This is a genomic window from Streptomyces sp. NPDC006435, assembly GCF_040612315.1.
In the GTDB taxonomy this organism is placed as follows: domain Bacteria; phylum Actinomycetota; class Actinomycetes; order Streptomycetales; family Streptomycetaceae; genus Streptomyces.
Window position 1 is genome coordinate 41054 of the sequence record NZ_JBEXPY010000026.1, and the last position, 23325, is coordinate 64378.

The 23325-nt window shown below is 72.4% G+C and carries 19 protein-coding genes; 8 read left to right on the forward strand and 11 right to left on the reverse strand.

Features of this window, described 5'->3' with window-relative positions; translation table 11 throughout:
* Positions 1–126 precede the first annotated feature (126 nt).
* The 4 genes from ABZZ04_RS24150 to ABZZ04_RS24165 all read left to right on the forward strand — a co-directional run bounded on the left by ABZZ04_RS24150 (position 127) and on the right by ABZZ04_RS24165 (position 3565).
* Complete coding sequence (locus ABZZ04_RS24150) at positions 127–699, forward strand: CDP-alcohol phosphatidyltransferase family protein (RefSeq protein WP_356934275.1); 573 nt, start codon at positions 127–129, stop codon at positions 697–699.
* A complete protein-coding gene (locus ABZZ04_RS24155) occupies positions 696–1556 on the forward strand; it encodes a phosphatidate cytidylyltransferase (RefSeq protein ID WP_356934276.1) in 861 nt (286 codons plus the stop codon). Before ABZZ04_RS24150 ends, ABZZ04_RS24155 begins: the two co-directional genes overlap by 4 nt.
* A complete protein-coding gene (locus ABZZ04_RS24160; RefSeq protein ID WP_356934277.1) occupies positions 1553–2761 on the forward strand; it encodes a lysophospholipid acyltransferase family protein in 1209 nt (402 codons plus the stop codon). Before ABZZ04_RS24155 ends, ABZZ04_RS24160 begins: the two co-directional genes overlap by 4 nt.
* A gap of 81 nt (positions 2762–2842) precedes the next feature.
* Positions 2843–3565: a nitroreductase family protein gene (locus tag ABZZ04_RS24165; RefSeq protein WP_356934278.1), complete on the forward strand. Its 723-nt coding sequence runs from the start codon at positions 2843–2845 to the stop codon at positions 3563–3565.
* A 276-nt stretch (positions 3566–3841) separates the two neighbouring features.
* On the opposite strand, the gene pruA is transcribed toward ABZZ04_RS24165, so the two are convergent.
* Both pruA and ABZZ04_RS24175 read right to left on the reverse strand, forming a co-directional pair.
* A complete protein-coding gene (gene pruA, locus ABZZ04_RS24170; RefSeq protein ID WP_356934279.1) occupies positions 3842–5473 on the reverse strand; it encodes an L-glutamate gamma-semialdehyde dehydrogenase in 1632 nt (543 codons plus the stop codon).
* Between the two features lie 52 nt (positions 5474–5525).
* A complete protein-coding gene (locus ABZZ04_RS24175; protein ID WP_356934280.1) occupies positions 5526–6452 on the reverse strand; it encodes a proline dehydrogenase family protein in 927 nt (308 codons plus the stop codon).
* Between the two features lie 179 nt (positions 6453–6631).
* Between ABZZ04_RS24175 and ABZZ04_RS24180 the strand changes: the two genes are divergently transcribed.
* Positions 6632–7807, forward strand: a complete 1176-nt coding sequence (locus ABZZ04_RS24180) for a helix-turn-helix domain-containing protein (protein ID WP_356934281.1) — start codon at positions 6632–6634, stop codon at positions 7805–7807.
* Positions 7808–7848: 41 nt separating this feature from the next.
* On the opposite strand, the gene ABZZ04_RS24185 is transcribed toward ABZZ04_RS24180, so the two are convergent.
* The 8 genes from ABZZ04_RS24185 to ABZZ04_RS24220 form a co-directional block, all read right to left on the reverse strand.
* A complete protein-coding gene (locus tag ABZZ04_RS24185) occupies positions 7849–8373 on the reverse strand; it encodes a hypothetical protein (RefSeq protein ID WP_356934282.1) in 525 nt (174 codons plus the stop codon).
* A gap of 242 nt (positions 8374–8615) precedes the next feature.
* On the reverse strand, positions 8616–9197 hold the full coding sequence (locus ABZZ04_RS24190) for a TetR/AcrR family transcriptional regulator (protein ID WP_356934283.1): 582 nt from the start codon (positions 9195–9197) through the stop codon (positions 8616–8618).
* A 79-nt stretch (positions 9198–9276) separates the two neighbouring features.
* Positions 9277–10869 carry a phosphoglycerate dehydrogenase gene (serA, locus tag ABZZ04_RS24195; RefSeq protein ID WP_356934284.1) on the reverse strand — a complete coding sequence of 531 codons (1593 nt, stop codon included), beginning with the start codon at positions 10867–10869 and terminating at the stop codon, positions 9277–9279.
* A gap of 273 nt (positions 10870–11142) precedes the next feature.
* A complete protein-coding gene (ilvC, locus tag ABZZ04_RS24200; protein ID WP_356934285.1) occupies positions 11143–12144 on the reverse strand; it encodes a ketol-acid reductoisomerase in 1002 nt (333 codons plus the stop codon).
* Between the two features lie 114 nt (positions 12145–12258).
* On the reverse strand, positions 12259–12786 hold the full coding sequence (gene ilvN / locus ABZZ04_RS24205) for an acetolactate synthase small subunit (protein WP_148839397.1): 528 nt from the start codon (positions 12784–12786) through the stop codon (positions 12259–12261).
* A 22-nt stretch (positions 12787–12808) separates the two neighbouring features.
* Positions 12809–14680, reverse strand: coding sequence for an acetolactate synthase large subunit (locus ABZZ04_RS24210; RefSeq protein ID WP_356934286.1), 1872 nt, complete (start codon positions 14678–14680; stop codon positions 12809–12811).
* Between the two features lie 219 nt (positions 14681–14899).
* Entirely contained in the window at positions 14900–17758 is a 2859-nt protein-coding gene (locus ABZZ04_RS24215; RefSeq protein ID WP_356934336.1) for an EAL domain-containing protein, read from the reverse strand.
* A gap of 274 nt (positions 17759–18032) precedes the next feature.
* Positions 18033–19001: a 2-hydroxyacid dehydrogenase gene (locus tag ABZZ04_RS24220; RefSeq protein ID WP_356934287.1), complete on the reverse strand. Its 969-nt coding sequence runs from the start codon at positions 18999–19001 to the stop codon at positions 18033–18035.
* A gap of 345 nt (positions 19002–19346) precedes the next feature.
* On the opposite strand from ABZZ04_RS24220, the gene ABZZ04_RS24225 reads away from it, so the two are divergent.
* The 3 genes from ABZZ04_RS24225 (at position 19347) to ABZZ04_RS24235 (ending at position 22060) form a co-directional block, all read left to right on the forward strand.
* Positions 19347–20303: an aldo/keto reductase gene (locus ABZZ04_RS24225; RefSeq protein WP_356934337.1), complete on the forward strand. Its 957-nt coding sequence runs from the start codon at positions 19347–19349 to the stop codon at positions 20301–20303.
* Positions 20304–20550: 247 nt separating this feature from the next.
* A complete protein-coding gene (locus ABZZ04_RS24230; protein WP_356934338.1) occupies positions 20551–21717 on the forward strand; it encodes a PQQ-dependent sugar dehydrogenase in 1167 nt (388 codons plus the stop codon).
* 22 nt (positions 21718–21739) lie between these two features.
* Complete coding sequence (locus tag ABZZ04_RS24235; RefSeq protein ID WP_356934288.1) at positions 21740–22060, forward strand: DUF6191 domain-containing protein; 321 nt, start codon at positions 21740–21742, stop codon at positions 22058–22060.
* Positions 22061–22106: 46 nt separating this feature from the next.
* Here the strand turns inward: ABZZ04_RS24235 and ABZZ04_RS24240 are convergent, their stop codons facing one another.
* Positions 22107–23216 (reverse strand): alpha/beta fold hydrolase, encoded by a 1110-nt coding sequence (locus ABZZ04_RS24240; RefSeq protein WP_356934289.1) that lies wholly within the window; start codon positions 23214–23216, stop codon positions 22107–22109.
* Between the last annotated feature and the right edge of the window lie 109 nt (positions 23217–23325).

The window sequence follows — 23325 nt, forward strand, 5'->3', positions numbered from 1 at the left end:
GGGGCGCCCGTGCGAGGAGGGTCACACCCCTCGCCCGAATACCCGGGCGCACGCTCCCGGGTACTCAGTCGTATTTGAGTACTCACCACGTGTCGAACGATTGTGCTTGGTCCGAGAGTTGAAGCCATGAACGGCCTCTACGCTCTCAAGCCCTGGTACGCGGACCGGCTCTCCGGTGTCCGCGCCTCGCTGGCCCGTCGTGAGGTGTCGCCCGACACCCTCACCGCGGCCGGGGTGGTCTCGGCCGCCGGTGCCGCCGCCGCGCTGGCCTGGCTGCCCGCCGGTCCAGCGGCCCTGCCGGTCGCCGCGCTGCTCGCGGCCCGGCTCGCCTTCGCCAACCTGGACGGCGCGCTGGCCCGCGACACGGGCCGGACCACCAGGCGCGGCGCGGTGCTCAACGAGCTCGGCGACCGGGTGGCGGACCTGGTCGTGCTGGCCGGGTTCCTGACGCTCGCCCCGCTGTGGCTGGTGGCGGTGGCCGGGCTCGCGGCGACGCTGCCGTCCTGGGTGTCGCTGGCCGGTGCCGCGGCGGGCGCGCCCCGGCGCAACGGAGGCCCGGTCGGCAAGACCGAGCGCTGTCTGCTGGTGGTGGTCGCCGCGGCGAGCGGCTGGGCCGTGCCCGTCCTGATCGTGATCGCCGCCGGTTCGCTGCTGACCGCGGCGCTCCGGCTGGCCGGCCTGTGGCGGGAACTGGCATGAGCGCCGTACTGATCGCCGAGGAGGCGGCTGCGCGGGCCGTGCCGCTGGTCGCGGGGGTGCTGGGGGCGGGCGGTGTCGCCGTCGCCGTACTGCCGTCGAGGGTCCGGATGCGGGCCGAGCTGCGCAGGCGGTGGCGCACCTGGGCGCTGGTGGCCCCGGTCTTCCTGGGGGCGTACTTCCTGGGCGGCGGCGGCACGTTCGTGCTGGCCGCGGGGCTCGGCGTGGTCGCTGCGGGCGAGTTCGCCCGGATGGCGGGGCTGCGGCGCGGCGACCTCGCGGTGCTGGTGGCGGCCTCGGTGGTGCTTCCCGCGCTGGCGTGGCTGGTGCCGGAGGTCCTCGACGTGCGGGCGGCGGCGCTGCTGCTGGTCGCGGCCGCGCTTCCCCCGGTGCTGGCCGGGGACGACCGGACCGGCTTCACCCGCACCGCCCGCACCGCCTTCGGAGTGCTGTGGATCCCGGTCGCCCTGACCGGTCTGGTGACGCTCGGCGAGACCGGTGTCGCGGTGGGGCTCGCGGTGGCGCTCGGCGACGTCGGCGCCTGGTGCGGCGGCACGGCGCTGGGCCGCCGGGGTCCGCTCGCGCGGCCGCTCTCGCCGCTGTCCCCCAACAAGACCTGGGCGGGGGTGCTCGGCGCGGCGGTGGCCACGGCCCTGCCGCTGCTCGTGCTCGGCGCGTTCACGTTCCCGCTGTGGGCCGCGGTGCTCGGCGGCTGCGTCCTCGGCGACCTGCTCGAATCGATGGTCAAGCGCGAGTCGGGGGTGAAGGACGCGGGCGACTGGCTGCCCGGTTTCGGCGGCCTCCTCGACCGGATCGACTCCCTGCTGGTGGCTCTCCTCCTGGCGATGGTGATGACATGAGCTCCACCCTTCCCCGCGTCCGCGACCGGATCGCACTGCCCGTCCGTTCCCGGTTCTCCGCCGCGCTCCGGCGCGGCCTGTGGTGGGGCGTGCTCAGCCTCACCGGCGGGGTGGAGCGGCGCGGCCGGCTGCCCCGCGGCGGCTGTGTCGTCGTCGCCAACCACTCCTCGCACGCCGACACGGCGGCACTCCTCGCCGCGCTCGACGCCCGGCACACCCCGGCGATCGGGGCCGCGGCGGACTACTGGTTCGCCTCGCCGTGGCGGCGCCGGATCTGCCGCAGGCTGGCCGCCGGGTTCCCGGTCCGGCGCAGCGGCGGCGGCATGGACGACCTGCTGACCATGGCGGACGAGCTCCGGGCGGGCCGGGCGGTCGTCCTGTTCCCGGAGGGCACCCGGGGCCGGGACGGCGAGCTGGGCTCCTTCCACCGGGGCGCGCTGGTGCTGGCCGAGCAGGCGGGCGTCCCGGTGGTGCCGGTGGGGATCGCGGGCACGGACCGGCTGCTGCCGAAGCACGGCAGGCTGCGCTCGGCGCTGGTGCGGGTGTCGATCGGCGACCCGCTGCCGCCGGCGGCCGGTCCGCGGGAGGCCCGCGACGCGGTGGTGGCGCTGCACCGGCGTACGGTCGCCGAACCGCTGCGGGACTCCGCGACGCGGCGCCGGGTGGCGGCGGTCGCCGCCTCGCGGTGGGGCGTCCCGCTGGCGTTCCTGTGGGCGCTGGCGGAGGCGCTGAGCTGGCCGCTGATGCCGGAGCTGCTGCTGGGCGCGGTCTGCGTGGCGGTGCCGGGGGCGGCGCTGCGGCTGTCGCTGGGCGCCCTGGCCGGGAGCCTGGCCGGTGGCCTGATCGCCCTCCAGCTGGCCTCGGCCGGTGTGCGGTTGCCCGCGCCGCTGACCACGGACCGGATGCGGGCCGAGGTGCGTCACGAACTCGCCCTGGAGAGCGCGTCCGCGGTGCGCCACCAGCCGTGGAACGGCATTCCGTTCAAGGTGTACGGGGCGGAGGCGGGGCGCGCCGGGGTGCCGGCGGCCGACTGGCTCGCCGCGTCGGCGAAGGCCCGCGGCTCCCGGACCCTGACGGTCGGCCTCGGTTTCGCGGCCCTCGGCCTGCTGATGCGCCGCCACCGCCGCCACTACGGCCGCTACCTGGTCCTGCTGGGCGGCGGCTTCACGGCGGGGCTCTCGCTGATCGTCGCGGGCTGGGGCTGAGCGGACACTGACCGACGGGCGCACCGGTTCTGTCCGGCGACACCCTGGTCCGGACCTGCCCCCGCCCGTCACACTGCCCGCATGTCCGACACCACAGCCACACCCGCACCCGTGCCCCCGCGGTGGACGCCCGTCCACGGCGAGCCCTACCGACCGGTCCCCTACCGCCCCGAGCGGATCGCGGCCGACGAGTCGCTCGCACGCGCCGCCCGTCTGCGCCGGCGGATGGACGGACGCAGGACCGTACGCCGGTTCTCGTCCGATCCCGTGCCCGAGCAGGTCGTCCGGGACGCGATCGCCTGCGCCGCGACCGCCCCGTCCGGGGCGCACCAGCAGCCGTGGACCTTCGTCCTGGTCAAGGACCCCGAGGTGCGGCGGCGCATCAGGGAGGCGGCCGAGCACGAGGAGCGGATCAGCTACGACGGGCGGCTCGGCGATGAGTGGCTGGCGGCGCTGCGCCCGCTGGGCACGGATGCCGTCAAGGCCCACATGACGGACGCCCCGGCCCTGGTCGTGGTGTTCCAGCAGAGGTACTGGGTGGGCGAGGACGGCACGAAGCACAAGCACTACTACGTCGACGAATCGGTCGGGATCGCCGTCGGGATGCTGCTGTCGGCCCTGCACCTGTCGGGCCTGGCCGCGCTGGTCCACACCCCGAGTCCGATGCGGTTCCTGCGCGAGGTGCTCGGGCGCCCGGAGAACGAGAAGGCGTTCGCGGTGATCCCGGTCGGGTATCCGGCCGAGGACTGCCAGGTGCCGGACCTGGTGCGCAAGTCGCTGGACCAGGTGCTCGTGGAGATCTGAGCCCGGAAGGCCCCGGACGGGCCCGGAAATGGAAACCGCCTCCCGGCCGGCAGGGGAACCGGTCGGGAGGCGGAGTTCACGGCGGGGCGCCGGGGGTGGCGGCGCCCCGGGGGGTGAGGGTGGCGGGCGGCCTCGGAGCGGACAGCGGACGCGGCCTGGTGCGTACGATTCCAAGGCGGAGGAGGGAGGCGACGCGGAGCGTCATCGACCGACGACAACGCCGGAAGCGTGCGTGCCAGGACCTGGCCGCCCGCTCCGAGGCTGCCCGCCGCCCTCTCAGCCCTGGTGGGGGTAGGTGTAGTCGGTCGGCGGGACCAGCGTCTCCTTGATGGCCCGGGTCAGCGTCCAGCGCTGGAGGTTCTGCGGGGCACCCGCCTTGTCGTTCGTGCCCGAGGCACGGCCGCCGCCGAAGGGCTGCTGGCCGACGACGGCACCGGTCGACTTGTCGTTGATGTAGAAGTTGCCCGCGGCGTACCGCAGCTTCTCCATCGTGTACGCGGCCGCGGCGCGGTCGTTCGCGATGACGGAACCGGTCAGCGCGTAGTCGGAGACCGACTCCATCTGCTCCAGCATCTCGTCGTACTTGTCGTCCTCGTAGACGTGCACGGCGAGGATCGGGCCGAAGTACTCGGTCGTGAAGACCTCGTTGGCCGGGTCGGTGCACTCGATGACGGTCGGGCGGACGAAGTAGCCCACCGAGTCGTCGTACGTGCCGCCCGCGATGATCGTGCAGGACGGGTCCGACGCGGCTCGGTCGATCGCGGCCTTGTTCTTGGCGAAGGAGCGGTCGTCGATGACGGCGCCGATGAAGTTCGACAGGTCGGTGACGTCACCCATGGTGATGCCGTCGACCTCGGCGGCGAACTTCTCCTTGAAACCGGAGTTCCAGATGGAGGCCGGGATGTACGCGCGGGAGGAGGCCGAACACTTCTGGCCCTGGAACTCGAAGGAGCCACGGGTCAGCGCGGTCTTCAGGACGGCGTGGTCGGCCGACGGGTGGGCGACGACGAAGTCCTTGCCGCCGGTCTCGCCGACGAGCCGCGGGTAGGTGCGGTAGTTGGCGATGTTGTTGCCGACCGTCCTCCACAGGTGCTGGAAGGTGGGGGTCGAGCCGGTGAAGTGGATGCCGGCCAGGTCGCGGTGGTTCAGGGCCACCTCGGAGACGGCGATGCCGTCGCCGGTCACCAGGTTGATGACGCCCTTGGGCAGGCCGGCCTCCTCCAGGAGCTGCATCAGCAGCACGGCGGCGTGGGTCTGCGTCGGGGACGGCTTCCACACCACGACGTTGCCCATGAGGGCGGGGGCGGTGGGCAGGTTGCCCGCGATGGCCGTGAAGTTGAACGGCGTGATCGCGTAGACGAAGCCCTCCAGCGGGCGGTGGTCCATGCGGTTCCACACGCCCGGCGCGTTGGCCGGGGGCTGCTCGGCCAGGATCTGGCGCGCGTAGTGCACGTTGAAGCGCCAGAAGTCGACGAGCTCGCAGGGGGTGTCGATCTCGGCCTGCTGGGCGGTCTTGGACTGGCCGAGCATCGTGGAGGCGGCCATCGTCTCGCGCCACGGGCCGGCCAGCAGCTCGGCGGCGCGCAGGATGATCGCGGCGCGGTCGTCGAAGGACATCGCGCGCCACGCCGGGGCGGCGGCCAGCGCGGCGTCGATCGCATCCTGCGCGTCCTGCTGCGTGGCGCCCGCGAAGGTGCCGATGACGGCCTTGTGGTTGTGCGGCTGCACGACGTCGAAGCGCTCGCCGCCACCCATCCGCTTCTCGCCACCGATGGTCATCGGGAGGTCGATGGGGTTCTCTGCGAGCTCCTTGAGCTTCGCCTCCAGGCGAGCGCGCTCCGGGCTGCCCGGGGCGTAGGAGTGGACCGGCTCGTTGACCGGCGCGGGAACCTGGGTCACAGCGTCCATGAGTGCCTTGTCTCCTTGGTGTCGGCGGGGATGGGGGCGGCCTGGGGCCGGTTCAGCCCTTGGTGAGGATGGAACGGCCGAAGAACATCAGGTTCGCCGGCTTCTCCGCGAGACGGCGCATGAAGTAGCCGTACCAGTCGGTGCCGTACGCGGTGTAGACCCGCATCCGGTGGCCCTCGGCCGCGAGCCGGAGGTGCTCGTCGCTGCGGATGCCGTACAGCATCTGGAACTCGTACTCGTCCAGTTTGCGCCCTGCCTTGCGTCCCAGCTCCTGGGCGATGGCGATCAGACGCGGGTCGTGGGACCCGATCATCGGGTAGCCCTCGCCCTCCATCAGGGTCTTGAGGATGCGGACGTACGCCTTGTCGATCTCGGCCTTGTCCTGGTACGCGACGGAGGCGGGCTCCTTGTAGGCGCCCTTCACGATGCGGACGCGGCTGCCGGCGGCGGCCAGGCGGCGGGCGTCCTCCTCGGTGCGGAACAGGTAGGCCTGGATCACACAGCCGGTCTGCGGGAAGTCCTTCCGCAGCTCCTCGTGGATGGCGAACATCGAGTCGAGGGTGGTGTGGTCCTCGGCGTCCAGGGTGACCGTGGTGCCGATCGCGGCGGCGGCCTCGACGACCGGGCGGACGTTGGCGAGCGCCAGCTCGTGCCCGCCCTCCAGCGACTGGCCGAACATGGAGAGCTTGACGGACATCTCGGCCCTGGCGCCCAGGCCCAGGTCCTTGAGGTGCTCGATCAGCTCCAGGTAGGCGTCCCGGGCGGCGGCGGCCTGCTCGCGGGTGGTGATGTCCTCGCCCACCACGTCGAGGGTGACCTCGAGGCCCTTGGCGGCGGCGTCCTCGATGATCGGGACGACCTGGTCGACGGTCTCACCGGCGATGAACCGGTCGACGACCTGCTTGGTGCCAGGTGCCGCCGAGATGAAACGGCGCATCTTGTCGCTGCGGGACGCGGCGAGAATCACGGGACCCAGCACGGGGCACCTCCACGGAAAGTACGAACGAAGGCCATACCGGTACAGGGGGAACAGATCGGTACAGCACGGAGAACCACCGTGAAATCTAAGGATCTCCCCGATCGTGTGCCATCGACAGCTGTCACGCATCCGTTCCCCGGTTCTCAGACATTTGTCTGAAGGGGTGCGAGAATGGCCGGGTGAAGGGCGATTACCAGGAGCTGGTGGACGAGATCTCCGGGCTGCTCGGCGCTCCGGCGACGCTGGAGGACCGGGATTTCGCGCTGGTCGCCTTCGGCGCGCACGACAGCGACGACGACAGCGCGATGGATCCGGTCCGCACCCGCTCGATCCTGACCCGCCGCTCGACCCCCGCGGTCCGCGCCTGGTTCGAGGGTTTCGGCATCACGCGCGCCACCGGTCCGGTCCGCATCCCGGCCGCCCCGGAGGCCGGGGTCTTCCGGGACCGGCTCTGTCTTCCGGTACGCCATCGGAGTGCCGTGCTCGGCTACGTGTGGCTGCTCGACGCCGAGCCGGGGCCGACCGACGAGCAGCTGAGGGCGGCGATGGAGGTGGCGGCCCGGATCGGGGCGCTGCTCGCCGCCGAGGCGCGGGCGGGCTCGGACCCGTCCCGCGAGTTCGGCGCGGTGCTGACCGCGGGGCGGGGCTGGCAGCGCGACATGGCGGTGGCCGCGCTGCACGAGGCGCTGGGGCCGGACGCGGAGGGGCTGCACGCGGTGGTGTGCGTGACGCCGTGGCCGGACGACCCGCCGTCGGTCCGTACGGTGCCCTCGGCGGCGGCACTGGTCTCCGTCCCGCTCCCCGACGCCGGGCTCCCGGCGCTGGCCGCGCTGGTCCGGCTGCGCTCGGCCGAGGTCCTCGCCCCGGCCCTGACCGCCGCGGAGCGGCTGCGGTCCACCGTCGGCCGGGACGCCACCGCCGGGTTCTCCGCCCCCCGCCGGGGCCTCGTGGACCTGGCCGCGGCCTGGCACGAGGCGGCGGGCGCGGCCCGCGCCGCGGCGGCCGAGTCCCGCTTCGGCCCGATCGCCGGATGGCCCGCGATCGGCCCGTACCGGCTGCTGACCACGCTCCCGGCGGGGGCCGCCGCGGACTTCGCCGTCCGCTCCCTGCTCACCCCGTCGCACAAGGAGCTGGCGCACACCGCCGAGGTGTTCCTCGACTGCGCGGGCCAGGCCTCCCGGACCGCCGCCGAGCTGGGCGTCCACCGTCAGACGCTGTACTACCGGCTCTCCCGCATCCAGCAGCTCACCGGACTCGACCTGAACGACGGCGAGGACCGGCTGCTGCTCCACATGGCGCTCAAGACCGCACGCCTCCGGACCGTGCAGGGCCCGGCGGCCCCGCCGTCCTCCTGAAGCACGGCGCCCGGCCGACCGCGGTCATCGGCCGGTCGCGGTCACCAGTCGTCGGTGTCCGGGGCGGTGACGGGACGGAGGCTGACGAGCGCGGCCAGCACCAGCGGCGCGTCCCCGTCGCTGTGGCCCACGCTCAGCGCGACCCAGCGGCCGGTGCCGGCGACCGGGCCCCAGACCGCCAGGTCCCCGTAGAGGTCCTCGGAGAACAGCGCCTCGAACAGCGGCTCGACCGGGATGCCCCGCTGGTGGCGCAGCATCGGCACGTGCAGGGGCACCACGTGGTGCGGGCCCCACTCCCGGTCCAACTCCGCCGCCAGATCGGCGAGATGGGCCTCGGACGCGTCCACGGCCTCGTTCCACTCGGATTCGTACACGCCGGTCAGCGAGTCGCCCTCCCAGAGCGGGACGACGCGGAATCCCGGGCCGGTGGTGGTGGTCCACTCCCCCGTGTCCGGCTCACCCCCGGCCGTGACGGGACCGGTCTCCGGCACCGGGCCGGCCAGCAGCTCCCGGACGTCGGCCAGCGCGCGGGCGACGGCGAAGGTCTCCCCGGCACGGGCGCTCACGGAGCGGTCCGGCGCGTCGGGGCCGTCGCTCCGGGAAGCGGCTCCGCGGGCCGCACCGGCATCGGCGGCCGGTGCCCGGCGGACGCGAGGCACCTCCCGCCCCCGCGTCCCTCGACCCGCTCCGGCCGGGAGGCCCGAAGGCCCCGCGCTCCAACGTTCACGCCCTGCTCCCCCTCCGTCGCCCGGAACCGCGACACGGTTCCGCCGTCCACCGAACCGGGGCGCCTTCGCCCCCGGCGCCGTCAGGACTCCCGCCCCTCCAGCACCGCCTTCAGACCGTCCGTCAGATCCTGTGCGGACGGCGCGGATTCGCTGTCCATCAGCCACTGCACCATCACGCCCGCGAGCAGCGCCTGGCAGAACAGCCCGGCCACCCGCGCCTTCTCCGGGTCCTTCTCCGGGTCGATGCCGAGCATGTTCTCGGCAAGGCCCTCGCGGCCCTCGCGCTGCGGGCCCAGCAGGGCCTTCCGCAGCTCCGGGTCCTGGTCGATCCGGGAGACGACCTCCATCTGGAGCTGCCAGACGGACCGGGTCTCCTCGAAGCTGTCGATCACCCGCTGCCAGGTGTCGCGGAACTGGTCGAGCGGCGGCCGGGACGCCTCGTCGCCGTCCGTGTCCCGCTTCTCGGTGAGCACATCGCCCCACTCCTCCGTCACCCTGAGGAAGGCGAGGTTGAGCAGGGCCTCCTTGGAGCCGTAGTGGTAGCCGATGGAGGCGAGGTTCGTGCCGGAGGCGGCCACGATGTCGCGTGCCGTCGTCCGTGCGTACCCCTTCTCCAGCAGGCAGCGCTTGGCGCCTTCGAGCAGATCCTCACGGTGTCCCATGACAGCAGCGTACCCGGCGCCCAGACATCCGTGTAAGACGGTTGTCTGAATTCCGGGTACGCGCTGGAGTCGGGACCGGTCAGTCGGTCAGGTTCACCGTGCGGGCCGAGGCGGCACCGATCTCCGAGGAGATCTCGGCGAGCACCGAGGCCGGGACGTCGTCGTCGACGGTGAGCACGACCAGCGCCTCGCCGCCCGCACCCGTCCGCGAGACCTGCATGCCCGCGATGTTCAGACCGGCCTCGCCGAGGATCCGGCCGACCGTGCCGACGACGCCGGGGCGGTCCTCGTAGCGCAGCACGACCATGTGGTCGGCCAGCGCCAGGTCCACGTCGTACTCGCCGACGGCGACGATCTTCTGGAGGTGCTTGGGGCCGGCCAGCGTGCCGGAGACCGAGACCTCCTCGCCGCCCGAGAGCGTGCCGCGGACGGTGACCACGTTGCGGTGGTCGGGCGACTCGGAGCTGGTGGTGAGGCGGACCTCGACACCGCGCTCCTGCGCGAAGAGCGGGGCGTTCACGTACGACACGGTCTCGTCGACGACGTCCTCGAACACGCCCTTGAGCGCGGAGAGTTCGAGCACCTTGACGTCGTGCTGGGTGATCTCGCCGTACACCTCGACGTCGAGGCGGACCGCGACCTCGCCCGCGAGCGCGGTGAAGATCCGGCCGAGCTTCTCGGCGAGCGGCAGACCCGGGCGCACGTCCTCGGCGATCACACCGCCCTGGACGTTGACCGCGTCCGGCACGAGCTCGCCGGCGAGGGCCAGGCGCACGGACTTGGCGACCGCGATGCCCGCCTTCTCCTGGGCCTCGTCGGTGGAGGCGCCGAGGTGCGGGGTGCAGACGACCTGGTCGAACGCGAACAGCGGGGAGTCCGTGCAGGGCTCCTTCGCGTACACGTCGAGGCCGGCGCCCGCGACGCGGCCCTCCTTGAGCGCGGAGGCGAGTGCCGCCTCGTCGACGATGCCGCCGCGCGCGGCGTTGACGATGCGCACCGAGGGCTTCACCTTGTGCAGCGCCTCGTCGCCGATCAGGCCGATCGTCTCGGGGGTCTTGGGCAGGTGCACGGTGATGAAGTCGGCGACCTCCAGCAGCTCGTCGAGCGAGAGGAGCTTGACGCCCATCTGCGCGGCCCGCGCGGGCTGCACGTAGGGGTCGTACGCGACGATCTTCATGCCGAAGGCCGACATGCGCTGGGCGACCAGGACGCCGATCCGGCCGAGGCCGACGACGCCGAGGGTCTTCTCGCTCAGCTCGACGCCGGTGTACTTCGAGCGCTTCCACTCGCCGTTCTTGAGGGCGGTGTTGGCCTGCGGGATGTTGCGCGCGGTGGCGACCAGCAGACCGCAGGCCAGCTCGGCGGCGGTGACGATGTTGGAGGTCGGGGCGTTGACGACCATCACGCCGGCCTTGGTGGCGGCGGAGACGTCCACGTTGTCCAGACCGACGCCCGCGCGGGCGACGACCTTCAGCTTCCCGGCGGCGGCGATGGCCTCGGCGTCGACCTTGGTGGCCGAGCGGACCAGGATGGCGTCGACGTCGGCGATCGCCGGGAGGAGCTCGGCGCGGTCCGCGCCGTTGCAGTGCCGGATCTCGAAGTCCGGGCCCAGGGCGTCGACCGTGGCGGGCGACAGCTCTTCAGCGATGAGTACGACAGGTTTCGGGCTCACGTGGGTCCTCACAGTTCCAGTGCGGACGGCCGTCCCGACGGCCGCAGGCGTGGAGGGGCTTGCCGCGTGGAAGACGCACGACACTGTGGGCCTGACGCGTGTATGTGTGGAGCAGTGTAGTCATGTGCCCGGACCCGCACTGCGCCCCGTTGGAAGGATCACCCACACGGGGGTGGACGTCTTGTACACACGTACGGCGCGCCGCTTCTTCCGGCGGTGGAGCGACGGGAACGCCCCGGGGGCGGGCCAGGGCCCGCCCCCGGGGCGTCGGTGTCACGCGTCCTCGTCGTTGACCCAGCTCATGAGCTTGCGCAGCTCGCGGCCCGTGGTCTCCAGGAGGTGGTCGCTGTCGGCCTTCTTGTACTCGTTGTACTTCTTCAGGCCGCCGTGGTACTCGTCCATCCAGTTCTTGGCGAAGGTGCCGTCCTGGATCTCCGCGAGGACCTTCTTCATCTCGGCCTTGGTGGCGTCGGTGATGATCCGCGGGCCGGTGACGTAGTCGCCCCACTCGGCGGTCTCCGAGATGGACCAGCGCATCTTCTCCAGGCCGCCCTCGTACATGAGGTCCACGATGAGCTTCAGCTCGTGCAGGCACTCGAAGTACGCGATCTCCGGCTGGTAACCGGCCTCGGTCAGGGTCTCGAAACCGGCCTTGACCAGAGCGGCGGTGCCACCGCAGAGGACGGCCTGCTCGCCGAACAGGTCGGTCTCGGTCTCCTCGGTGAAGGTCGTCTTGATGACGCCGGCGCGGGTGCCGCCGATGCCCTTGGCGTACGACAGGGCGAGCGCCAGGCCGTTGCCCGAGGCGTCCTGCTCGACGGCCACGATGCACGGGACGCCGCGGCCCTCCTCGTACTGGCGGCGGACCAGGTGACCCGGGCCCTTCGGGGCGACCATGCAGACGTCGACGTCGGCCGGCGGCTTGATGAAGTCGAAGCGGATGTTCAGGCCGTGGCCGAAGAACAGCGCGTCGCCCGCCTTGAGGTTGTCCTTGATGGACTCCTCGTAGACCTGGGCCTGGATCGGGTCCGGGACCAGGATCATGATGACGTCGGCCTCGGCCGCGGCCTCGGCCGGGGTCACCACGCGCAGGCCCTGCTCCTCGGCCTTGGTCTTGGACTTGGAGCCCTCGTGCAGGCCGACACGGACGTCGACACCCGAGTCGCGCAGCGACAGCGCGTGGGCGTGGCCCTGGCTGCCGTAGCCGATGACCGCGACCTTGCGGCCCTGGATGATGGACAGGTCGGCGTCGGCGTCGTAGAACAGCTCGGCCACTGGGTTTCTCCTTGGTGTGCAGGTGTTGCGTCCCACCGTACGGCGGGTGCGTCGAATACGTTTCGGGGTCTTGCCATGCGGGCGGCGGGTTCGGGACCCGTCCGGCGGAGGGTCCTACGCCGTACGGTCCAGGGCGCGCAGCGAACGGTCGGTGATCGAGCGCGCGCCGCGCCCTATGGCGATGGTGCCCGACTGGACCAGCTCCTTGATGCCGTACTGCTCCAGCATCTTGAGCATGGCCTCCAGCTTGTCGGCGCCGCCGGTCGCCTCGATCGTGACGGCCTCGGGGGAGACGTCCACGGTCTTGGCCCGGAACAGCTTGACGATCTCGACGATCTGGGAGCGGGTCTCGTTGTCGGCGCGGACCTTCACCAGGACGAGCTCGCGCTGGATCGCAGCGGACGGCTCGAGTTCGACGATCTTCAGGACGTTGACCAGCTTGTTGAGCTGCTTGGTCACCTGCTCCAGTGGCAGGTCCTCGACACTCACGACGATGGTGATGCGGGAGATGTCGGGGTGTTCGGTGGTACCGACCGCGAGCGAGTCGATGTTGAAGCCGCGGCGGGAGAACAGGGCGGTGATCCGGGCGAGGACACCTGGCTTGTTCTCGACCAGGACGGAGAGCGTGTGCTTGGTGGACATGGAGTCGGTCTCTCTCTGTCTCTCAGTCGTCTTCGTTGTCGCCGAAGTCGGGGCGGACCCCGCGGGCGGCCATGACCTCGTCGTTCGAGGTGCCCGCGGCGACCATCGGCCACACCATGGCGTCCTCGTGGACGATGAAGTCGATCACGACGGGGCGGTCGTTGATGGAGTTGGCCTCTTCGATGACCTTGTCCAGGTCGGCCGGGTCCTCGCAGCGGATCGCGTAGCAGCCCATGGCCTCGGACAGCTTGACGAAGTCCGGGACGCGGGTGCCCTTCGCCGGGGCGCCCTCGGTGTCGGCGCCGGAGTGCAGGACGGTGTTGGAGTACCGCTGGTTGTAGAACAGGGTCTGCCACTGGCGGACCATCCCGAGCGCGCCGTTGTTGATGATCGCGACCTTGATCGGGATGTTGTTGAGCGCGCAGGTGGTGAGTTCCTGGTTGGTCATCTGGAAGCAGCCGTCGCCGTCGATCGCCCAGACCGTGCGGTCCGGCATGCCGGCCTTGGCGCCCATCGCGGCCGGGACCGCGTACCCCATCGTTCCGGCTCCGCCGGAGTTCAGCCAGGTGGCGGGCCGCTCGTACTGGATGAAGTGCGAGGCCCACATCTGGTGCTGGCCGACGCCCGCCGCGAAGATCGTGCCCTCGGGGGCGAGCTGGCCGATGCGCTGGATGACCTGCTGCGGCGAGAGGCTGCCGTCCTCGGGCAGGTCGTAGCCGAGCGGGTAGGTGTCGCGCCAGCGGTTGAGGTCCTTCCACCAGGCTGAATATCCCGTTCGGGCGGCCTCGCCGACGTGGCCGTCGGTGTGCTCGGCCTGGACGGCCTGGACCAGGTCGGCCAGGACCTCGCGGGCGTCGCCCACGATCGGGACGTCGGCGGCGCGGTTCTTGCCGATCTCGGCCGGGTCGATGTCGGCGTGGACGATCTTGGCGTACGGGGCGAAGCTGTCCAGCTTGCCGGTGACGCGGTCGTCGAAACGGGCTCCGACGGCGACGATCAGGTCGGACTTCTGCAGCGCGGTGACGGCGGTGACCGCACCGTGCATGCCCGGCATTCCGACGTGCAGCGGGTGGCTGTCGGGGAATGCGCCGAGCGCCATCAGCGTGGTGGTGACGGGCGCTCCGGTGAGCTCCGCGAGGACCTTCAGCTCGGCGGTGGCCCCCGCCTTGATGACGCCGCCGCCGACGTACAGCACCGGGCGCCGGGCCTGGACGATCAGCTTGGCGGCCTCGCGGATCTGCTTGGCGTGCGGCTTGGTGACCGGGCGGTAGCCGGGCAGGTCCTGGGTGGGCGGCCAGCTGAACGTGGTCCGTGCCTGGAGGGCGTCCTTGGCGATGTCGACGAGGACCGGGCCCGGACGGCCGGTGGAGGCGATGTGGAACGCCTCGGCGATCGTGTGCGGGATGTCCTCGGCCTTGGTGACCAGGAAGTTGTGCTTGGTGACCGGCATCGTGATGCCGCAGATGTCGGCTTCCTGGAAGGCGTCCGTCCCGATGGCGCTGGAGGCGACCTGACCGGTGATCGCGACCAGCGGGACGGAGTCCATGTGGGCGTCGGCGATCGGCGTGACCAGGTTGGTGGCGCCGGGGCCCGAGGTGGCCATGCAGACGCCGACCCTTCCGGTCGCCTGGGCGTAGCCGGTGGCGGCGTGCCCGGCGCCCTGCTCGTGGCGGACCAGGACGTGACGGACCCGGGTGGAGTCCATCATCGGGTCGTACGCCGGGAGGATGGCGCCGCCGGGAATGCCGAATACCGTGTCGGCGCCCACTTCCTCCAGGGAGCGGACGAGGGACTGCGCGCCCGTGACGTGCTCGACGGTGGCGGCGGGGGATCCGCCGTTACGGGCCCGCGGCTGGGGGTGGTGGGCCCCGGTGGCCTGCTCGGTCATCGGCATTCTCTTCTCGAAGCTGAGGGTTCTTGCGGGTTTTTTGAGACGTTTTGCCTGGTGTCAGTGCAACAAAAAACCCCTCGTGCCGTGAGGCAAGCGAGGGGAGCGCGTCGGTGGGGTCCTGCAGAGTGTCGAACGAGGGACTCTGCTTCAGCCGACGCGCTTTCCAAGTACGAGAATTCGGGTGCGCATGGCAATGACCCTCTCTCCGACGCACTCAGGATGTCAAGTGGGTGGGACGGTCGTCTCAACATGTGATCCGCCCGAACGGGTGAATCCCCCGGTCAGGACCGGTCTCCCGGTTCCGTTTCCGGTTCCGGTGCTGGCACCGGTGCCGGGTACCGGGAACTCGCCGCGGGCCAGGGCGCGGCGCAGCCGGTACTCGTCGAGCGGGCCGGAGAAGGCCATCCCCTGGCCGTGCGTGCAGCCCATGGCGCGCAGCGCGAGGACCTGCTCCGGCATGTCCACCCCGTCGGCCACTGACTGCATGCCGAGATCGCAGGCGATCCGCAGGAGGCCGCTGGTGATCTTGTGCAGCCGGGCGGACTCCACGACGCCCTCGACGAGACCGCGGTCGAGCTTCAGTACGTCGATGGGGAGCCGGCGCAGGGCGTTGATCGCGGCGTAGCCGCTGCCGAAGCCGTCGAGCGCGATGCGGACACCGAGGCGGCGCAGGGCCACGAGACGTTGCTCCAGTTCGTCGAAGGAGATCCGGGGGTCGCTGTCGGCCACTTCGATCATCAGGGCACCGGAGGGCAGGCCGTGCCGGGTGAGCAGCGCCTCGACGGAGCTGAACGGGAGTCCCTTGTCGAGGAGCCTGCGGGCGGGGAGCCGTACGGCCACGGGGGCCGGGTGCCCCGCCCTCGCCCGCTCGGCGGCCTGTGCGACGGCCTCCTCCAGGAGCCAGCGGCCGAGCTCGGCGGTGCGGTCGTTGTCCTCGGCGACGCGGAGGAACTCGGCCGGGGTGAACAGGATGCCCTGGGCGGAGCGCCAGCGGGCCTGGGCGGCGACGGCGGCGACCGCGCCGCTGGCGAGGTGCACCACGGGCTGGTGGAGCAGGGCGAACTCGCCGTCGCGCAGTGCGGTGCGCAGCCGGGCCGAGAGCTCGGAGCGGCGCACGACCTCGGCCTGCATCTGCGGGGCGTACAGCTCGACGCGGTTCTTGCCGCCCGCCTTGGCTCGGTACATGGCGAGGTCGGCGTTGCGCATGAGGTCGCTGGGGCTGATGCCGGGCTCGGCGAAGGCGACCCCGATGGAGGCGGCGACCCGGACGTCCCCGGCGCCGATCCGGTACGGCTGGGAGAGGGTGACGCGCAGCCGGTCGGCGATCTCGTGGACCTGGCACTCCCGGGCGGCCTGGTCGCGGGTGCCGTCGCCGAGGATGATCGCCGCGAACTCGTCGCCGCCGAGCCGGGCCGCGGTGTCGCCGGACCGGACGGACTCGTGGAGGCGGTGGGCGGCCTGGACGAGGAGTTCGTCGCCCGTCTGGTGGCCTAGGCGGTCGTTGACCGATTTGAAGCCGTCGAGGTCGATGAAGAGCACGGCCGTGCCCTGATCACCGGCCCGCCGGCCGCCGAGGGCCTGGCGGACCCGCTTGGTGAACAGGGCACGGTTGGGCAGGTCGGTGAGCGGGTCGTGCTCGGCGTTGTGCTGCAACTGGGCCTGCAGCCGCACCCGTTCGGTGACGTCGCGGCTGTTGAGGATCAGGCCGCCCTGGTGGCGGTTGACGGTGGATTCGACGTTGAGCCAGTCGCCCGTGCCCGAGCGGAAGCGGCACTCGATGCGGGTGGTGGGTTCCTCGCCCGGCGGGGCGGCGAGGAACCGGCGCACTTCGTGGACCACCCGCCCCAGGTCGTCCGGATGGATGATCGAGGAGAGCTCGGCCCCGACCAGCTCGTCGGCGTCGCGCCCGTACACCCCGGCGGCGGCGGGGCTGACGTAGCGCAGGACGCCGGTGGGGGCGGCGATCATGATGACGTCGCTGGAGCCCTGCACCAGGGAGCGGAAGTGGTTCTCCTTCTGCGCCAGTTCCTGAGTGAGGGCGATGTTGTCGACGAGCATGATGCCCTGCCGGACCACCAGGGCGAGCACCACCGCGCAGCCGGTGAGGACCACCACGCGGTCCACCCGGCGGCCCTCGATGACGTTGTAGAGGATGCCGAGGGTGCAGACGGCGGCGGCGAGGTACGGCGTCAGCGCGGCCAGCGAACCCGCGACGGGCCGGCTGGCACACTGCGGCTCCTCCCGCGGCGGGACAGCGTTGTCCGCCGCCCTGTTGGCGCCCCAGGGGGCGTACGCGAGGAGCAGGGAGCCGGCGAACCAGCCCACGTCCAGCAGCTGTCCGGAATGGTAGTTCTGGCGCAGCAGCGGCGAGGTGAACAGGGCGTCGGACAGGACCGTCACGGCGAGCGCGGCCACGGCGGTGTTCACCGCGGAGCGGTCGGCGCCGACCCGCCGGAAGTGCAGTGCGAGCACCATGGAGACCAGCACGATGTCGAGCAACGGGTAGGCCAGCGAGAGCGCCGCCCGGGCCACGCTCGCGCCCTCGGCGTCCACCAGGTGGGCGGTGTGGGCGAGGGCGAGGCTCCAGGAGAGCGTGAGGAGCGAGCCGCCGATCAGCCAGGCGTCCAGCGCGAGACAGACCCAGCCGGCTCTGGTGACCGGGCGCTTGGCGAGGACGAGCAGCCCGACGATGGCGGGCGGCGCGAAGCAGAGGAAGAGGGCGTCGGCCAGTGAGGGGGTGGGCACCTCGCGCCCGAGCACGACCTCGTACCAGCCCCAGACCGCGTTGCCCCCGGCGGCCATGAGCGAGGAGAACGAGAACAGCAGCCAGGCCGGCCGGAACCGGCTGCCGACGGCGCGCGCGTAGAGGAAGCAGGAGACGGCGGCGACCAGCGCGGCCGCACTGAGGCCGAAGTCCCCCATGAAGAGCGACAGTTGACGCGATCCCCAGCCGAGGGCCGCACCCACGGCGTAACCGGCGCAGACGAAGCCGAGCAGGAGCTGCCAGAACAGGGCTGAGGGGCCGTACACGGCCGACCGGCGGGAGAGGAGCGCACCGAGGGCGTCGACCGGCGCGCTCACCGGGGCGACCCCGATGCCGTCGGATGTGCCCTCACCCGGCGCCCCGCCGGTCCCCGTCGACTGCCCCGTGGTGTCGGATCGTCCACCCATCGGCCGTGCATCGCCCGTCGCCCCCCTTGCGTGTCGCGTCCCCCGGCGCCGTCCCTTCCACGACGCAGCGCCCCTTTCGGGACGATACACCAGAGTCGTCACTCAGGGACATAGTTCCTCTACTCTCCGTGACGACCTGGGACGTTGTCCGCACACTGCGCAGTGACGGGGATCCGCAGCGTGGTCAGTCGGTGGTGCGCACGACGTTCCGCAGCGGCTCGCCCGCGGCGAACCGGTTCAGCTGTCCGGCCATCAGCCGCTTGGCACGCGGCAGGAACGCCGATGTGCTGCCGCCGACATGGGGCGTGATCAGGACATGGGGAGCATGCCAGAGGGGGTGCCCGGCGGGCAGCGGTTCCGGGTCGGTGACGTCGAGGGCGGCGTACAGCCGGCCCGACTCCAGTTCGGCCAGCAGTGCCGCGGTGTCCACGACGCCGCCGCGCGCGACGTTCACGAGCAGCGCCCCGTCCCGCATGGAGGCCAGGAAGTCGGCTCCCACCAGCCCCTGCGTGGACGGGTTCAGCGGGGTGGACAGCACGACGACGTCGGCCTCGGGCAGGAGTTCGGGCAGGTCGTCGAGTGTGTGCACGGGGCCGCGCGCGGTCGTCCGCGCGGAGCGCGCGACGCGTGCCACCCGCGCGCACTCGAAGGGCGCGAGCCGGTCCTCGATGGCGGAGCCGATCGACCCGTAGCCCACGATCAGCACGGACTTGTCGGCGAGCGCGGGGTAGAAGCCCGACCGCCACTCCTCCTCGTCCTGGCCGTGCACGAAGCGGGAGATGCCGCGCAGGGAGGCCAGGATCAGGGCGAGGGCGAGCTCGGCGGTCGACGCCTCGTGGACCCCCTTGGCGTTGCACAGCCGCACCCCCGCGGGGAGCAGGCCGAGACCGGGTTCGACGTGGTCGATGCCGGCCGAGAGGGTCTGCACCACCCGGACCGACGCCATGCCGCCGAGCGGACGGACCGCGACCTCCGCCCCCTTCATGTACGGCACGATGTAGAAGGCGCAGTCGGCGGGGTCGGCGGGGTAGTCCGGGCCCCCGTCCCAGAAGCGGTAGTTGAGCCCTTCGGGGAGCCCGTCGATCTCGTCGGCGGGGAACGGCAGCCAGACGTCGGGGGTTCCCGTCGCGTCGGAAGTCTTCGTCGCAGTCATGATCAGGAGGCTAGGACATGCCCCCCGGGGGCGATGGGTGGAGGCTGCGCGAGGGGCGCCGGGCGGCAGAGGTTACTTTGGGTGCGGTGTGGTCCCGTGATCGCGGGCCACGAACCCGGTCGTCGAACTGCCGTCGTCGCCCGCAGGGACGCCGTGCGGCGTCCGGCGCGCGCGGTCGCGGGGCGCCGGGGAGTTCCGGGGCCGGGACAGGGATCCCCCCTGCCCTGACGGAGCCGGGAGCTCGGGGAAGCGCCGGGCGTCCGCGACGGACGGCGGTCCGGTGGCGGGGCCCAGGGAGGGTACGGGGAGTTGGAGCGCAGGAGTCTCGGTGCGGCGGCGCTCGCCGTGGGGGCGGTCGGTCTCGGCTGCATGCCGATGAGCTGGGCGTACAGCGCGTCACAACAGCGCGGTGACCGTGCGTTGCGAACGGTGCACGCGGCGCTGGACGCGGGGGTGCAGTTGCTCGACACCGCCGACATGTACGGCCCCTTCACCAATGAGCTGCTGGTGGGGCGGGCGTTGAAGGGCCGTCGGTCCGACGCGTTCGTCTCCACCAAGTGCGGGCTGCTGGTGGGTGATCAGCACATCGTGGCCAATGGCCGTCCCGGTTACGTGCGGCGGGCCTGTGACGCCTCGCTGCGCCGGCTGCAGACCGATGTGATCGATCTGTACCAGTTGCACCGGGCCGATCCCGAGGTGCCGGTCGAGGAGACCTGGGGTGCGATGGCGGAGCTGGTGACCGCCGGCAAGGTGCGGGCGCTCGGGCTCTGCGCGGTCGGGGCGCGGGCCCCGCGGCGGTCGGGTGCGGGGATGTACGACGGAACGATCCGTCAGCTGGAGCGGGTGCAGCAGGTCTTCCCGGTGAGCGCGGTGCAGGCGGAGTTCTCGGTCTGGTCCCCGGAGCCGTTGGACGCCCTGCTTCCGTGGTGTTCGGCACGGGGGGTGGGGCTGCTTGCGGCCATGCCGCTGGGCAGCGGTTATCTGACGGGCACGCTCACACCGGGGCAGGGCTTCGAGCCGGACGACCTGCGGGCCCGGCATCCCCGGTTCACGGCGGAGATGATGGCGGCGAACCAGCCGGTGGTGGCCGGGCTGCGGCGGATCGCCGAGCGGCACGGGGCGACCGTCGCGCAGGTGGCGCTGGCCTGGGTGCTGCGACAGGGCCCGCACGTGGTGCCGGTGCCGGGGACGAAGCGGGAGGACTGGGCGGTGGAGAACGCGGGGGCGGCCGCACTGGAGCTGACCGCGCGGGACCTGGCGGAGATCGCCCGGCTGCCCGGGGCCCAGGGGTCGTGGGACTGAGCCGAGCCCCCGCGGGTGACCGGGGGCGCCCCGGCCGGGGTCTTCCGCTTCCCGGCGCCGCTTCCGGCGGCGGACGGGGACAATCGGCGGGTGCCGGGAACCCGGAACGGGGCGACGGTGTTTGAGGAGTGGTCAGGTGTCCGTCGAAGGGATCGGTTCTGTGCGCGGTGTTCTGTTCGGATCTGTACGGGGCCCGGCGGGGCCCGGCGGCCGGGGCCCGCGCCGCGGGGCGGTGCGGCGGGGGACGCTGGCCGCGCTGGCCGTCGGTTCCCTGGTGCTGACCGCGGGGTGCTCCGGCGACGGTTCCGGCGGCACGGCGGGCACCGGCCGGACGCCGTCGGCCGCCTCCTCCCCCGCCGCCCCGTCCCCGTCGGCCTCCCCGTCCGCCACGGTCTCCCTGCCGCCCGCGAAGGGCTCGGTGAAGGTGGTCTCCACGCTCACCGGGGGCCTGGACTCGCCCTGGGGCCTGGCGGCGCTGCCCGACGGCGATCTGCTGGTCTCCTCGCGCGACGAGGGCACGATCACCCGGATCGACGCGAAGAGCGGGAAGAAGACCCTGCTGGGCTCCGTGCCCGGGGTGGCGCCGGGCGGTGAGGGCGGGCTGCTGGGGATCGCGGTCCCTCCCACGTACGGCTCGGACCATCTGGTGTACGCGTACTTCACGACCGAGTCCGACAACCGCATCGCGCGCATGCAGTACGACGAGGACGGCACGGTGCCGGGCCGGCTGCTGGGCGCCCCGGACACGATCCTGCGCGGCATCCCCAGGGGCGCGATCCACAACGGCGGCCGGATCGCCTTCGGGCCGGACGGCATGCTGTACGCGGGCACCGGCGAGACGGGGGACGACGGCCTCGCCCAGGACCCGGAGTCGCTGGCCGGCAAGATCCTGCGGATGACGCCGGACGGGCAGCCGCTGCACGGCAACCCCGGGGCCGACTCCGTGGTGTATTCGTCCGGGCACCGCAATGTGCAGGGGCTGGCCTGGGACGGGCGCAAGCAGCTGTGGGCGTCGGAGTTCGGGCAGGACAGCCGGGACGAGCTGAACCTGATCATGCCGGGCAGGAACTACGGCTGGCCGGAGGCCGAGGGCAAGGCGGGCCGGAAGGATTTCGTCGACCCCGTGGCACAGTGGAAGACGTCCGAGGCGTCCCCCAGCGGGATCGCCTTCGCCAGGGGTTCGATCTGGATGGCGGGCCTGCGCGGTGAGCGGCTCTGGCGGATTCCGCTGTCCGGCAAGGACGGCGGGGAACCCCTGGCGGCCCCGCAGGCGTTCCTGGAGAAGAAGTACGGCCGTCTGCGCACCGTGCTCGCCGCGGGCGGCGACAGGCTCTGGCTCGTCACGAGCAATACGGACGGCCGCGGCACCCCCGAGCCGGGAGACGACAGGATCCTGGTGCTGGAGGTGCGGTAGCGGCCACGGCAGGGGAAAGGGCGTGCGGCTGGTGTTCAACTTCTTCGAGGAAATCTTCGCACCGGGCCGCAAGCACACCGCCGAGGAGCAGAAGCGGCTGGAGCTGTCCCGGGTGGACCTCGGCATCGGCGACCCGGGGCGCGGGCCGATAGACCTGGCCTCGGGCAAGGTCACCATCCGGCCGTCCGACGCCTCCGGAGCACGGGAAGAGGGGTCGTCCGGGGCGTTCCTCGCCCCGGACGACCCCGGTCCCGCCCCCGGTGCGGGGCCCGATCCCTCCCCCGATCCCGGATCGGACCCCGCCGCCGGTCCCGGTACCGTCCCGGGTCCCGGCCGGGGGTGACGGGCCCGCGTACGCGACGCGGGCCCGCGGCCTCCGCCCGGCCGGTTCAGCCGGCCCGGTCGAAGGAGTCCTGGAGCCTGGGGACGTAGTCGGCGATGGCGGGTGCCCAGCAGCCGTAGTTGTGGCCGCCGTTGCAGGTGGGCGAGAGCGACGAGCCGTTGCCGTAGTCGACGAGGCGGCTGTTCAGGCCGAGCTCGTCCATGCGGGTCTTGACGTTCCTGGAGGCGATCGCGGTGAAGTGGTCGATCAGGTCGTTGTCGCCGGTGTAGAGCGTGACGTCGGTGTCGGCGAGCTCGGCCAGGTTGACCGGGGCGGCCGGGTCGATCGCCTTCCAGATCCGGTCCGCGTCGAGGATCGGGTACGGGGAGCCGAAGATCGCGTCGCTGTCGACGACCGGGCCGTAGCCCGTGCACTCGCCGGTGCCGGGCGGGGTGGAGCTGCTCACCGCGCACCAGGCGCCGGGCAGGTTGAGTTCCGTGGCCAGGACCGCGGCGCGGACCTCGGCCATGCCGAAGTCGATGCCGCCGGACAGCGAGGCGACGTGGCCGAAGAGGTCGGGGCGGGCCTCGCCGTAGTGCAGGGCGCCGAAGCCGCCCATCGACAGGCCCACGACGGCCCGGTGGTCCCGGTCGGCGATGGTGCGCAGGTTCGCGTCGATGAAGGGGACGACCTGCTTCAGGTGGAAGGTCTCCCAGTTCGCCGCGCCCTCGGCGGTCTTCTGCATGAGCCAGTCGGCGTACCAGCCCTTCCGGCCGCCGTCCGGCACGACGGTGATCATCGAGTCCGAGCGCAGGGCCGGGGCGGCCGCGGCGTCGTCCGGGTTTCCGGGCCCGCCGTGCAGGAAGTACGTCACCGGCCAGCGCTTGCCGGGCTCGCTGCGGTAGCCGCTGGGCAGGAAGATGCGGATCTTGCGCGGTCCGGTCACCTGCGAGGTGGTCACGGTGATGGTGAAGTCGTTGTCCGAGTGCACCTCGGTGCCCCCGGCGACCTGGGTCAGGCCGAATCCGTCGGACAGCACCGGAGGAGGGGCGGCGCCCTCGGTGCCCTCGGCGTGCGCGAGCGGGGTCGCGAGGGTCGCGGTCATGGCCAGCGCGGCGGCGGCGACGGCCGTCCGGGTCCGGGTCCGGGTCCGCCAGGTGGTCGGCTGCGTTCTCATCGGATGTCCTCTCCGAGAGCGGTGGCTCTCACGGGTGAGTGGGGGCCGGCCGGGTCGGGGCCGCCCCGGCGGCCGGGGCCTGTCGGCGGGCCGGCCGCGCGGGGGGCTC

Bases quoted from the DNA above. Each gene is read 5' to 3' on its own strand.
- ABZZ04_RS24150 (WP_356934275.1), top strand. From the start codon at position 127: ATGAACGGCCTCTACGCTCTCAAGCCCTGGTACGCGGACCGGCTCTCC.
- ABZZ04_RS24155 (WP_356934276.1), top strand. From the start codon at position 696: ATGAGCGCCGTACTGATCGCCGAGGAGGCGGCTGCGCGGGCCGTGCCG.
- ABZZ04_RS24160 (WP_356934277.1), top strand. From the start codon at position 1,553: ATGAGCTCCACCCTTCCCCGCGTCCGCGACCGGATCGCACTGCCCGTC.
- ABZZ04_RS24165 (WP_356934278.1), top strand. From the start codon at position 2,843: ATGTCCGACACCACAGCCACACCCGCACCCGTGCCCCCGCGGTGGACG.
- pruA (WP_356934279.1), bottom strand. From the start codon at position 5,473: ATGGACGCTGTGACCCAGGTTCCCGCGCCGGTCAACGAGCCGGTCCAC.
- ABZZ04_RS24190 (WP_356934283.1), bottom strand. From the start codon at position 9,197: ATGGGACACCGTGAGGATCTGCTCGAAGGCGCCAAGCGCTGCCTGCTG.
- ilvN (WP_148839397.1), bottom strand. From the start codon at position 12,786: ATGTCCACCAAGCACACGCTCTCCGTCCTGGTCGAGAACAAGCCAGGT.
- ABZZ04_RS24210 (WP_356934286.1), bottom strand. From the start codon at position 14,680: ATGCCGATGACCGAGCAGGCCACCGGGGCCCACCACCCCCAGCCGCGG.
- ABZZ04_RS24220 (WP_356934287.1), bottom strand. From the start codon at position 19,001: ATGACTGCGACGAAGACTTCCGACGCGACGGGAACCCCCGACGTCTGG.
- ABZZ04_RS24240 (WP_356934289.1), bottom strand. From the start codon at position 23,216: ATGAGAACGCAGCCGACCACCTGGCGGACCCGGACCCGGACCCGGACG.